Genomic DNA, 12,224 nt, shown 5'->3' on the forward strand with positions numbered 1-12,224 from the left:
GCCCGTCGCCAGTTTCCCGGATCGCAGCCGTGGCCTAGCGCAGGCTATGCCGAGTGATCGCTTCCTTCCGCCCCCGGCCAGTTCCACTCGTCGCCGTCAGTCAGGCCCCGAATGAGCGTGCTGTTCCCTGCGTGAGCGACGGCTGGTGAGGCGGGCCGTCGGTCAGGCAGGTAATGGGTGTGCTGTTGCCTGCGTGGGCGGCGGCTGGGTGGGGCGGGCCGTTGGTCAGGCCGGGAATGAGGGTGCTGTTACCTGCGTGAGCGACGGCTGGGTGAGGCGGGCCGTCAACCAGGCAGGTAATGGGTGTGCTGTGGCTGCTTGGGTGGCGGCTGCGTGGGCTATCGAGGGCGGGCATGGGGTGTGGCTTGACCCGTGGGTGAGCCCGGCGGGCGCGTTGGCGGCCGCGACCCGGCTGGTGCGTCGCGGTGTAGTTCGGGGCGGTGTAGCTGTGGTTGGGGACGCGTAGGTCGTACCGGAAAGGGGTTATGCGGCGGCCGAGGTGGGCAGGAGCGCGACGTCGCTGAGGCTGATGATGCCTACGACCTTGCGGTCTGCGTCGCAGACCAGCAGGCGGCGGACGCCGCGGTCACGCATCGCCTGGACCGATTCCTCCACGGTGGCGCTCTGCTCGATCATGATCAGCTCGCGGCTGGCGATGGCGCCCAGTGTGGTGGTGCGGGTGGGCAGGCCTTCGGCCACGGCTCGGACGACGATGTCGCGGTCGGTCACGATGCCGGCCATCGTGGGGCCGCGGGTGACCACCACGTCGCCGATGCCCTGGTCGCGCATGGCCTGCGCGGCCTCGTCGAGCGAAGTGTCTTCCGGCAGGTAGACCACCTGTCGGGTCATCGCGTCCGCGACCAGTCTGACCATGCCCCTGACCCTCCATCGGCGTTGTGACACGGTTACCCGACCTCCGTAGTGATTACACCCGCGATGTCCACAAGGGGCACTTCTTGTCGTGTTCCGGTACGTCGATCGCGTAACTCGGCGTAGCCGTCAGCGAGTCGGCGGCCGACAACGACCGAGCGGGGGATGCCGATGAGTTCGGCGTCGGTGAACTTCACGCCGGCCGACACGTTGGGCCGGTCGTCGACCAGGACGCGGACGCCGGCCCGGGACAGGGTGGCGCCGAGTTGGAGGGCGGCTTCGACCTGGCCGTCGCGGCCGGCGGCCACGATGTGCACATCGGCCGGGGCGATCGTGGCCGGCCAGATCAGTCCACGGTCGTCGTGATGTTGTTCGGCGATCGCGGCCACCGCCCGGGAGACGCCGATGCCGTAGCAGCCCATGGTGGGCCGCACCGGTTTACCGTCCGCACCCAGCACGTCGACAGCGAAGGCGTCCGTGTAGCGGCGGCCGAGCTGGAAGATGTGTCCGATTTCGATACCCCGGCGGATGGTGAGCGCACCGGTGCCGCAGGCCGGGCAGGGCTCGCCGGCGCGTACGTCGGCGGCCTCGATCGGACCGTCCGGTGTGAAGTCGCGGCCGGCGACCACGTTGGTGGCGTGCCGGCCGGGCTCGTTGGCGCCGGTCAGCCAGGCCGTGCCAGGAGCGACGCGGGGGTCGGCCCGGTACCGGATCTTGATGTTCTGCGGGCCGATGTAGCCCTTCACCAGGTCAGGCCGCGACGCGAAGTCGTCGAAGAGGGTGGCGGTGGCCGGCGCCAGAACGGCGTTGAGCCGCTTGAGGTCCACCTCGCGGTCGCCGGGCACACCGATGGCGAGCAGCTCGTCCTCGGTGCCGGGGCGATGCACGGTCACCACGACGTTCTTCAGGGTGTCCGCCGCGGTCCAGTCAGTACGCCCAGCCAGCGCCTGGGTATTGGCGAACTCCACCAGCGACGCGATCGTGGGCGTGCCCGGGGTGTCATGCACCTCCAGGGGAGGCGCGGCCACGGGCTGCGCAGCCGGCACCGGTGTGACGACCGCCTCGGTGTTGGCCGCGTAGTCGCAGGCTGTGCACCCGACGAACGTGTCCTCGCCGACCTCGGCCGTCGCCAGGAACTCCTCGGAGGCCGAGCCGCCCATCGCCCCCGACACAGCGGAGACGATCGTGTGCGCCAGCCCCAGCCGTTCGAAGATGCGCTGGTAGGCGGCGCGCATCCGCCCGTACGCCTCAGTCAGCCCGGCCTCGGAGAGGTCGAACGAATAGGCGTCCTTCATCAGGAACTCGCGGCCGCGCAGCAGGCCGCCGCGGGGCCGGGCCTCGTCCCGGAACTTGGTCTGAATCTGGAAGAGCAGCAGCGGAAAGTCCCGATAGGACCCGGTGATGTCCTGCACGAGCAGGGTGAACATCTCCTCGTGGGTGGGCGCGAGCAGATAGTCGGCGCCGCGCCGGTCCGTCAGGGTGAAGATGTCGTCGCCGTACTCCGTCCAGCGGCCGGTGGTCTCGTAGGGCTCACGTGGCAGCAGCGCGGGAAACAGGACCTCCTGCCCGCCGGCGGCCGCCATCTCCTCCCGGACCACGTGGGTGATCCGGTCCAGCACCAGCTTGCCGAGTGGGAGCCAGGTGTAGCTGCCCGGCGCCGAGCGGCGGACGAAACCGGCGCGCAGCAGGAGCCGGTGGCTCGGCACCTCCGCGTCCGCCGGCTCCTCGCGCAGAGTCTTGAGCAGCAGGCTGGACATCCGTAGCAGCATGGTCCCCGAGCCTAGGCACCGGGTACGACGAAAGCATCCGCATAAACCCGTGTCGCCAGCATCACGTTACGTTCGCTCCGCGTCCGGTGGAAAACTGACCAGGCAACCAAGCTGAACAGACGTTAGGGGGCGGCATGGCCTGGCGCAGCTTCGTGGCGATGGGTGACAGCTTCACCGAGGGCATGTGCGACGAGTATCCGGACGGCACCTTCCGGGGCTGGGCCGATCTGGTCGCCACCCGGCTCGCCGTCGACTCCGGACCCGACTTCGGCTATGCGAATCTCGCGATCCGCGGCCGGCTTCTGGACCAGGTGCTCACCGAGCAGCTCGAGCCGACCCTGGCCATGCGGCCCGACCTCGTGAGTTTCGCGGCCGGCGGCAACGACATCCTGCGGCCCCGGGCGGACGTCGCCGGGCTGCTCCGCCGCGCCGAGCGGGCCATCGAGCAGATCCGGGCGGCCGGCGCCGACGTGGTGGTCTTCCGGTTCGCCGATGTGGCGGCACACATCCCGGGCGGGCAACGGATGATCGCTCCACGGGCGGCGCTGCTCAACGACGGCATCCGGGACATCGCCGAGCGGCACGGCGCCCACCTGATCGACCTCTTCGCCGACGCCGCGTTCCTGCACCGCAGCATGTGGAGTGCGGATCGGCTGCACCTGTCCGAGCTGGGGCACCGCCGGGTGGCCGGTCACGTGCTGAACTCGCTGGGAGTCGGTGTCGACGAGGACTGGATGCTGGTCCCACCGGCACCGCAGCCGACGCCGTGGCGGCTGGCCCGCAGCGCCGACCTGAAGTGGGCGCGCGAGCATCTCGCGCCGTGGGTCGGCCGGCACCTTCGCGGTCAGTCCTCGGGCGACTTCATCACGGCCAAGCGTCCCGTGCTGGCCCCGATCAGTGAGTAGGAGGCTAGCGTGACAGGCATGTCCGTTCCGAATGATCCGGCGCAGGCGCTGCAGGCGTACGCGCATCCCGACAAACTGGTCACCACCGAGTGGCTCGCCGCGAATCTGGACACACCAGGCCTGGTCATCGTCGAATCGGACGAGGACGTGCTGCTCTACGACACCGGTCACATCCCGGGCGCGGTCAAGGTGGACTGGCACCTCGAGCTCAACGACCAGCTCACCCGCGACTACCTGGACCCGGCCGCGTTCGCCGCGATGTGCGAGGCGAAGGGCATCGGCCGCGACGACACGATCGTGTTCTACGGCGACAACTTCAACTGGTGGGCGGCGTACGCGCTCTGGGTCTTCAGTCTCTTCGGTCACCGTGACGTGCGGCTGCTGGATGGCGGCCGGCAGAAGTGGGCGGCCGAGGGACGGGAGCTGACCCGGGAGAAGACGGTCCGGCCGACCGCGGAGTACCCGGTGCCGGTCCGCAACGACGCCGAGATCCGGGCGTTCCGGGATCAGGTCATGGGGCACATCGCCAGCGGGCGGCCGCTGGTCGACGTGCGGTCGCCGCAGGAGTACACCGGTGAGCTGACGCACATGGCGGCGTACCCGCAGGAGGGCGCGCTGCGTGGCGGCCACATCCCGGGCGCGGTCAGCAAGCCGTGGAAGTCGGCGGCGAACGAGGACGGCAGCTTCAAGTCGCAGGACGAGCTGACCAAGATCTACCGGGACGAGCTCGGCCTGGAGTCGGCGGACGACATCATCGCCTACTGCCGGATCGGCGAGCGGTCGTCGCACACCTGGTTCGTGCTGCACCACCTGCTCGGATATCCGCAGGTGCGCAACTACGACGGCTCCTGGACCGAGTGGGGAAACCTGGTCCGGGCGCCGATCGTTCGCGGCACCGAACCCGGCGGATTGAGTTGATCTAGCGAAACGGGCGAGAAACTGTCGGGGGTTCCCGGTACTTTCTCGCCCGTGAGCAACACGTTCCAGGTCGATCTCCGGGGCATCGTCGATCTGCTCAGTCACCACCTCTACGCGAGCCCACGCGTCTACATCCGCGAGCTCCTGCAGAACGCCGTCGATGCGATCACGGCGGTCGGCCCGGAGCACGCCGGCCAGGTGGAGATCGTCACCGGCGACACCCTGCGGATCAGTGACAACGGCATCGGGCTCACCGAGGCGCAGGTGCACGAGCTGCTGGCCACGATCGGCCGCAGTTCGAAACGGGACGAGCTGGGTTTCGCCCGCCACGAGTTCCTCGGCCAGTTCGGCATCGGGCTGCTCTCCTGCTTCATGGTGGCCGACGAGATCCGGGTGCACACCCGCCGCGAGGGCGCTCCGGCAGTGCTCTGGACCGGTTACTCCGACGGGCGCTACGACGTGGGCCCCGGCCCTGAGCGCGAGCCCGGCACGACGGTCACCCTGCTGCCGCGCCGCGGCTCCGAGCATTTCTTGATCGGTACGACGGTGACCGAGCTCGCCACGCTGTACGGCTCGCTGCTCCCCGTCGAGGTGACGGTTGACGGCCGTCTGATCACCGGTGGCGGGTTGCCCTGGGACCTGCCGCCGCAGTCCCGCGCGACATATGCGGAGGAGATCCTCGGCTTCCGCCCGTTCGACATGATCGAGCTGAACGTTCCGGCGGCCGGCCTCAGCGGCGCCGCGTTCGTGCTGCCCACCCCGGTCAACCCGGCGAGCCGCGGCGGACACCGCGTCTACCTGAAGCGGATGCTGCTCGCCGAGAGCGTCGAGGGTCTGCTTCCGGAGTGGGCGTTCTTCGCCCGGTGCGTGGTGGACAGCTCCGAGTTGCGCCCGACCGCGAGCCGGGAGTCGCTCTACGACGACGGCCAGCTCGCCGAGACCCGGGAGGCCATCGCCGACCAGATCCGCGGCTGGCTGGTGCGGCTGTCGGCGACCGATCCGCGCCGCCTCGCCGACTTCCTGCGGGTGCACTACCTCGGTGTGAAAGCGCTGGCCCTGCACGACGACGAGATGCTGCGCCTGGTCGAGCAGTGGTATCCGATGCAGACCAACATGGGCGAGGTCACCCTCGCCGAGTTCCGCGAGCGGTACGGGGTGTTGCGTTACGCCGCCACCGATGACGAGTTCCGGCAGCTCGCAGCCGTCGCCGCGGCCCAGGACGTGGGCGTCATCAACGGCGGCTTCGTCTACGACGCCGACCTGATCGAGCGGCTCGCCGCCACCGACCCGGAGATCCGGGCCGAGCGGCTGGACCCGGGCGATCTGGCCACCCGTTTCCTCCCGCTGGACGCGGAGGCCGAGCTGCGCCTGCGCCCGTTTTTGTCGGTGGCTCAGCGGCGGCTGGACAAGCTGGGTTGCGAGGTCGTGGTGCGAGCCTTCGACCCGGTCACCGTTCCGTCGCTCTACCTGGTGAGCCGGGCCGCTGCCTTCCGGGACGAGTTCACCGCGAGCCGCGACCAGGCCGATGACCTGTGGGGTGGGGTTCTGGACGCGCTGTCGCGTACGGTGCCGACTGACCGGCCCCAACTCGTGCTCAACCACCGCAATCCGCTGGTCCGCCGGGTCACCTCGCTCACCGACGCCGAGCTGGCCGGCCTCGCGGTGGAGTCGCTCTACGGCCAGGCCCTGATGCTCGGGCACCACCCGATCCGGCCGTCCGATGCCGCGCTGCTCACCACGTCGTTCCTCGGTCTGCTGGACCGGGCCGTTCCGGGGGAGGACTCCTGATGAAGACCGCGGACGAGTTGTGGGACGTGCTGAAGCAGGCACACCAGTTGCCGTACGGGTCGGCGCAGATCGCCCTGGTCGAGCAGGTGCTCCGGCACGCCGACACGGCCGGTGACCCGGAGCTGGCGTTCCAGACCCGGCTGTTCGCCACGACGGCTTATGTCTACGGTGGCGAGCCGGTCAAGGCGTTCCCGACCTTCTCCTGGTGTGTGGGTGACTTCGACCGCAACCCCTCGCAGTACCACGAGAGGCGCATGCACAGCCTGTTGTGGCTGTTCAAGACGATGGTCAACTCACTGACCGACTTCCCCGAGGTGCCGCTCGCGCGGACCCGTGCCGTCCTCGACGACATGGAGCGGCGGTATAGGGAGCACGGCGCGGGCATGCAGGCGGTCTACAAGCACCGCTATCTGGTCGCCAAGCACGTCGGTCACCTCGACGAGGCCGACGGCTGGTTCGAGAAGTGGCAGGCCGCTCCCCGCGACTCGCTCTCCGACTGCGCGGGGTGCGATCCCACCACGCTGATCCGGCACCTCAACGCCCGCGGGCGGTTTGCCGAGGCGGTCGAGCGGGGCGTGGCGACGCTTGCCGAGGATCTGGACTGCACCGAGCAGCCGCAGGGTGTGCTCAGCCAGCTGATGGAGGCCTATCTGCAGGTCGGTCGGCTGGAGGAGGCGGCCGACGCGCATCGCCGGGCCTATCTGATCGAGCGGAACAATCTCGCCGATCTGTGGGGCATCGCGGGGCACATCCAGTTCTGTACGCGTACCGGGAACGAGCATCGTGCGCTGGAGATCCTGCAGCGGCACATCGACTGGCTGGATCGCGCGCCGTCGCCGGCCGCGGCCATGCATTTCGCGGCCTCCGGTGCGGCCCTGCTGCGCCGGGTCACCGAGCGGGGCCACGGGGACGCGCCGATCCGCCGCAACGGCCGGGACGACGTCACCGCCGCCGAGCTGGCCGAGGAGCTCGCGACGGTTGCGACCGACTTGGCGGCGAAGTTCGACGCACGCAACGGCACCACCCACCAGAGCAAGCTCGTTGCGGAGAAGCTGACCGCCGAGCCGTACGGGGTGGAGCTGCCGCTGTCCGCAACGGCACGACGAGCCCCGGCGCCCGTACCGGCCGCGGAGCCACCCGCGCCGGTCGTGGTGCCCGAGGGTTCCGCCGCCGAGCTGCTGGAGCTGGCGGATCAGCACTGGGAACAGGATCGGGACGAGGAGTTGGCGGCCGTCCTGGACGCCTTCGACACCCGGTATCCGGAGCCGGATGACCCCGAGCAGGCCGCCCGGCTGTGGCGGGCACGCGGTCACCGACTGCGGCTGTCCGAGGACATCGACGGCGCTGTCGCGGCCTGGGAGCGGGCGAGCGGCCGGTATGCCGAGGTGGGCGACACCGCGGCGGTGAGCAAGCTGCGGGCCCGGATCGGTCTGGAGCGGGCCTTCGCCGGTGCACCCGAGGACGGGCTCGTCGCGGTCGAGGCGGACACCGCGTACCAGGACGAGCACGGCGAACCGCAGGACCGGGCCGCGGCCTGGCTGCGGCTTTCCCGGGTCTACCTGATGCTGGACCGGATCGACGAGGCCAACGACGCGGCCGACCGGGCGGACCGGTGGATCGACCAGGTGGGCGAGCCACGCCGGCAGGCCCACCACGCGATGGTGCGGGCACAGACCCGGGCCGCGGCACACCGGCACGACGAGGCGCTCGAGGCGGCACGGGCCGGGTGGAAGTTCTTCCGTACACATGGGCCGGCGCGGATGAGTGCGTATGCAGCGGCGGTTCTCGGGCAACTCGCCGATGATCCGGCGGAGACGGTCGAGGCTCTCGACGAGACGCTGGCTGCGGGGCTGCCCGGGCCGGAGCTGACCGCGCGGGTGCATCGGGGGCGTGCGCTGATGCAGCTCGACCGGGCGGCTGAGGCGGTTCCGGATCTGGTCGAGGCGATTGCGCTCTGTGCCGAGCAAGGGCTGGACGAGGGTGGCGTCTTTGCTCGGCAGGATCTGGCTCAGGCGTACCGGTTGGCCGGGCGGCCGGCGGAAGCGGTCGAGGTGGCCGAGGAGGCGCTGCTCGGCTTCGAGCGCCTCGGGTTCACCGACCCGGCGAACGACACCAGGTTCCTGCTGGCCGGGCTCTACCGTGATCTCGGTGACACCGACCGTGCGCTGAGGCTCTACCGCGACCTGATCGAGTTGCTCGCCGACAATCCGGCCGGTCGCGGACAGATCGGTGAGCAGGCCGGGCAGGTCCTCTACGACCTGGACCGGGACAGCGAGGCGGCCCTGACCTTCCGGGCGGCCGGCGAGGCGCTGCGCGAGGCCGGTGATCTCGTCAGCGAGTTGCGGTTGCTGCGCCGCCGGGTGATGGCGCTCAACTATGCCGACGAGATGCCGGAAGCCGAGGAGGTGATCCGGCTCGCCGCACAGCGGTATGCCGAGCTCCCAGCCGAGTTGGCGGCCGAGCCGGGCGTGCGCTGGGGGCAGTCGATCTTCGCGTTCGAGGTCGGTAACCTGCTGATGCGCCGGGGCCGGTTCGCGGACGCGGTGCCGCATCTGCGCGGGGCCCCGGAGCGGTTGCGCGAGATCGGCGCTGGGGACGACGCCGACCGGGTGGCGGGGATGCTGGCCGAGGCGTTGCTGCGGTCCGGTGCGCCGGACGATGCGGTCGAGTTGCTCGGCGATCTGCTGGAGAACATGCGACCGGATGCTCCGACCCGGGAGATGGCTGCCGATCTGTACGCCGAGGCGAAGGAAGCCGCAAATCGGCTGAACGACCGTTAAGCATCGGCTTGACATCGGGTTACAGTTGCCGGGTGACGACGGTAGATCAGCGGCACCGGACCACCCCGCCGGCGCCCCGGCGGCGGTCACGCCGCGACGAAATCCTGGAAATCGCGGTGGGACTGTTCGCGTCCCGCGGCTACCACGGTGTGTCGATGGACGACATCGGCTCCGCTGCCGGCGTCACCGGCCCAGCCCTCTATCACCACTTCGCCGGTAAGGAGGCGATGCTGGTCGCCGCGCTGATCCCGGTCAGCGAGAGCCTGCTGGAGGGCGGGCAGGAGCGGGTGGCCCGGCATCCCGACGACGCCGAGGCAGCGCTCGCCGACCTGATCGATTTCCATGTGGACTTCGCGCTGGCCAACCCGGCGGTGATCGCTCTGCACCTGCACGAGCTGGACCGGCTGCCGGAAGAGCCGCGCCGCCAGATCCGCCGCCTGCAGCGCCTCTACGTCGAGGAGTGGGTGGCGGTGCTGTCCCGGGTGCGGCCCGAGCTGGATGCGCCGGAGGCCCGGGTGCTGGCGCATGCCGCGTTCGGCCTCATGAACTCGACGCCGTTCCTGGGCGGCGAGGTGGAGCGGCGCCGGCGGGCTGACCTGCTGCGCGACGCGACGATGCACGCGCTGACCGGGCACTGAGCCGGAGGCCCGCCAAGGCTTGGGCCGGTCAAATGCTCGGTGCGGGCCGGGAGTAGCCGCGGGCCCGTGAAGAAGGACCGGGCGGCACGGTGAGCGGCCGGGCCGGAGTGCGGCCGCGAAGTGGCGGAAGTGCGGCCGCGGGGTCAGTGAGCGGCGCAAGGTAGAAACAGCAAGGCAGGAACAGCAAGGCAGGAACAGCAAGGCAGGGCGTGGCTGCCGGGCAGCCACGTAGATCGCCGGCCCGGGTGGCCACAAGCGGCCCGAGCAGGCAGGGGAGCGCCCACAAGGCGGACGGACCGACAGAAAGAGCATCAATGATCGAGTCGTTGCTCATCGCCAACCGCGGGGAGATCGCCCGCCGGATCATCCGCACCGCGAAACGGCTGGGGATCCGGACGGTCGCGGTCCATTCCGAGGCCGACGCGGATCTGCCCTTCGTCGCCGAGGCTGATCAGGCTGTCTGCATCGGCCCGGCCAATCCGGCGCTTAGCTACCGGAACACCGAGGCGATCCTGGCCGCCGCCAAGTCGACGGGTGCCCAGGCGATTCACCCGGGCTACGGCTTCCTGAGTGAGAATGCGGACTTCGCGCGTACCGTCGAAGCGAACGGTCTGGTGTGGGTGGGGCCCGGCGCCGACGCGATCAGCGCGATGGGCGACAAGATCAATGCTCGGAATCTGATGGCTGCGGCCGGCGTGCCGGTCGCGCCGGGGTCGCAGGACCCGGCGGCGACCGCCGAGGCCGCGCTGGAAGCAGCCGCGATGATCGGCTTCCCGGTGATGGTGAAGGCCGCGGCGGGCGGCGGCGGTATGGGCATGGCGGTCGCGAACGACGAGGCCGGCCTGCGTGCGGAGTACGAGAAGGTCCGCGCGTTCGCCGAGCGGATGTTCGGTGACGGCTCGGTGCTGATCGAGCGCTACTTCCCGCGGGTGCGCCACGTCGAGGTGCAGATCCTGGGCCTGGCCGACGGCCGGGTGATCGCTCTTTCCGAGCGCGAGTGTTCGGTGCAGCGCCGCAACCAGAAGCTGGTCGAGGAGGCCCCGTCTCCCGCCGTGAGCCCGGAGCTGCGTGCGCGTTTCCTGGCGGCTGCCGTCAAAGCCGGCGAAGCGGTCAACTACCGCAATGCGGGCACAGTGGAGTGTCTGCTGGACCCGGCCACCGGTGAGTTCTTCTTCCTGGAGATGAACACCCGGCTGCAGGTCGAGCACCCGATCACCGAGATCATCCACGGCATCGACCTGGTCGAGGAGCAGCTGCGGATCGCCTCCGGCCTACCGCCCACAGTGGATCTTGATGGGCCGACCCGCGGTCACGCCATCGAGCTGCGCATCAACGCCGAGGATCCCAAGCGCTTCCTGCCCGGCCCGGGCAAGGTCGCGACCTGGGTCGAGCCGGCCGGCGAGGGTGTACGCGTGGACGCCGGTTACACCGAAGGCACCACGGTCACCCCGCACTACGACTCCCTGATGGCGAAGCTGATCGTCGTCGGCGCCGACCGGGACGAGGCGATCGCCCGGGCGCGGGCCGCGGTCGCCGGCTTCGAGATCGCCGGCCCGAAGAACAACCTTCCGTTCTTCGCCGAGCTGCTGGAGAACGACGAGTTCCTCTCCGGGGACTACGACACCGGCATCGTCTCCCGGATGAGGTGACGCCATGACTTCGGTGAGCATTCGAGAGGTTGCGCCCCGGGACGGGCTGCAGAACGAGGACCCGGTTCCGACTGACGCGAAGATCCGGCTGATCGACGCGCTGAGCCGCACCGGCGTGCGGCGGATCGAGGCGGTCTCCTTCGTTCATCCCAAGGCGATTCCGCAGATGGCCGACGCCGACGAGGTCTGGGGGGGCATGTGGCGCAATCCGGACGTCCGCTACTCGGCGCTGATCCCGAACACCCGGGGCGCCCAGCGGGCGATCGCTGCCGGTTTCCGTGAGATCGAGGTGGTGGTGTCGGCCAGCGACACCCACAACCGGCGCAATCTCAACCGGTCCACCGACGAGTCGCTGGACGACATCACGCAGCTGATCCCGCTGGTGCACGAGGCCGGCGCAACGCTCGAGGTGATCGTCGCGACCAGCTTCGGCTGCCCTTACGAGGGCGACATCGATCCGGACCGGGTGGCGGGCATCGTGGCCCGGGTCCGCGCTGACGGCGCGGACCGCATCGCCTTCGGCGACACGACCGGCATGGGCACTCCGCGCCGGGTCCGCGACCTGCTTTCGGCGGTACGCCCGGACCTGCTCCATTTCCACAACACCAGGGGTACGGGTCTCGCGAACATCCTCACCGCCCTGGAGTTGGGGGTGACCGAGTTCGACGCGAGCGCCGGCGGTCTGGGTGGCTGCCCGTACGCGCCCGGCGCCTCCGGGAACGTCGCCACCGAGGAGGTCGTGCACATGCTGCACGACATGGGTGTGGACACCGGAATCGACCTTGATCGCCTTATTCAGGCGGCTGAACTGGCCGAAGAGATCGTCGGCCGATCGTTGCCGTCCGGAGTGCTGCGAGCCGGGCCGCGTACCCGTCTGGTGTGATTCTCGCTTCTTTTTCCTGCGATC

The 12,224-nt window shown here is 70.0% G+C and carries 9 protein-coding genes; 7 read left to right on the forward strand and 2 right to left on the reverse strand.

Features of this window, described 5'->3' with window-relative positions:
* Window positions 1–483: 483 nt before the first annotated feature.
* Together OHA21_RS39595 and OHA21_RS39600 are read right to left on the reverse strand one after the other, a co-directional pair.
* Window positions 484–873, reverse strand: coding sequence for a CBS domain-containing protein (locus tag OHA21_RS39595; protein WP_328464035.1), 390 nt, complete (start codon window positions 871–873; stop codon window positions 484–486).
* 32 nt (window positions 874–905) lie between these two features.
* The gene (locus OHA21_RS39600) at window positions 906–2,639 is read right to left on the reverse strand and encodes a proline--tRNA ligase (RefSeq protein ID WP_328464037.1); all 1,734 of its coding nucleotides are present in this window, start codon (window positions 2,637–2,639) and stop codon (window positions 906–908) included.
* A 134-nt stretch (window positions 2,640–2,773) separates the two neighbouring features.
* Between OHA21_RS39600 and OHA21_RS39605 the strand changes: the two genes are divergently transcribed.
* The 7 genes from OHA21_RS39605 (at window position 2,774) to OHA21_RS39635 (ending at window position 12,200) form a co-directional block, all read left to right on the forward strand.
* Window positions 2,774–3,544 (forward strand): SGNH/GDSL hydrolase family protein, encoded by a 771-nt coding sequence (locus OHA21_RS39605; protein WP_328464039.1) that lies wholly within the window; start codon window positions 2,774–2,776, stop codon window positions 3,542–3,544.
* Between the two features lie 18 nt (window positions 3,545–3,562).
* Window positions 3,563–4,462, forward strand: coding sequence for a sulfurtransferase (locus OHA21_RS39610; protein WP_328464041.1), 900 nt, complete (start codon window positions 3,563–3,565; stop codon window positions 4,460–4,462).
* A 51-nt stretch (window positions 4,463–4,513) separates the two neighbouring features.
* Window positions 4,514–6,250, forward strand: coding sequence for an HSP90 family protein (locus OHA21_RS39615; RefSeq protein WP_328464043.1), 1,737 nt, complete (start codon window positions 4,514–4,516; stop codon window positions 6,248–6,250).
* On the forward strand, window positions 6,250–9,030 hold the full coding sequence (locus OHA21_RS39620) for a tetratricopeptide repeat protein (RefSeq protein WP_328464045.1): 2,781 nt from the start codon (window positions 6,250–6,252) through the stop codon (window positions 9,028–9,030). The genes OHA21_RS39615 and OHA21_RS39620 overlap by 1 nt, the downstream gene beginning before the upstream one ends.
* A gap of 32 nt (window positions 9,031–9,062) precedes the next feature.
* Window positions 9,063–9,668 carry a TetR/AcrR family transcriptional regulator gene (locus OHA21_RS39625; protein ID WP_328464047.1) on the forward strand — a complete coding sequence of 202 codons (606 nt, stop codon included), beginning with the start codon at window positions 9,063–9,065 and terminating at the stop codon, window positions 9,666–9,668.
* Between the two features lie 314 nt (window positions 9,669–9,982).
* Window positions 9,983–11,317 (forward strand): acetyl-CoA carboxylase biotin carboxylase subunit, encoded by a 1,335-nt coding sequence (locus OHA21_RS39630; RefSeq protein ID WP_328464049.1) that lies wholly within the window; start codon window positions 9,983–9,985, stop codon window positions 11,315–11,317.
* Window positions 11,318–11,321: 4 nt separating this feature from the next.
* Window positions 11,322–12,200 carry a hydroxymethylglutaryl-CoA lyase gene (locus OHA21_RS39635; RefSeq protein ID WP_328464051.1) on the forward strand — a complete coding sequence of 293 codons (879 nt, stop codon included), beginning with the start codon at window positions 11,322–11,324 and terminating at the stop codon, window positions 12,198–12,200.
* Window positions 12,201–12,224 lie beyond the last annotated feature (24 nt).

The organism is Actinoplanes sp. NBC_00393 (genome assembly GCF_036053395.1).
In the GTDB taxonomy this organism is placed as follows: Bacteria; Actinomycetota; Actinomycetes; order Mycobacteriales; family Micromonosporaceae; genus Actinoplanes.

Coding starts and splice junctions, on each gene's coding strand:
- OHA21_RS39610 (WP_328464041.1), top strand. CDS start 3,563: ATGTCCGTTCCGAATGATCCGGCGCAGGCGCTGCAGGCGTACGCGCAT.
- OHA21_RS39630 (WP_328464049.1), top strand. CDS start 9,983: ATGATCGAGTCGTTGCTCATCGCCAACCGCGGGGAGATCGCCCGCCGG.
- OHA21_RS39600 (WP_328464037.1), bottom strand. CDS start 2,639: ATGCTGCTACGGATGTCCAGCCTGCTGCTCAAGACTCTGCGCGAGGAG.
- OHA21_RS39635 (WP_328464051.1), top strand. CDS start 11,322: ATGACTTCGGTGAGCATTCGAGAGGTTGCGCCCCGGGACGGGCTGCAG.
- OHA21_RS39620 (WP_328464045.1), top strand. CDS start 6,250: ATGAAGACCGCGGACGAGTTGTGGGACGTGCTGAAGCAGGCACACCAG.
- OHA21_RS39605 (WP_328464039.1), top strand. CDS start 2,774: ATGGCCTGGCGCAGCTTCGTGGCGATGGGTGACAGCTTCACCGAGGGC.
- OHA21_RS39595 (WP_328464035.1), bottom strand. CDS start 873: ATGGTCAGACTGGTCGCGGACGCGATGACCCGACAGGTGGTCTACCTG.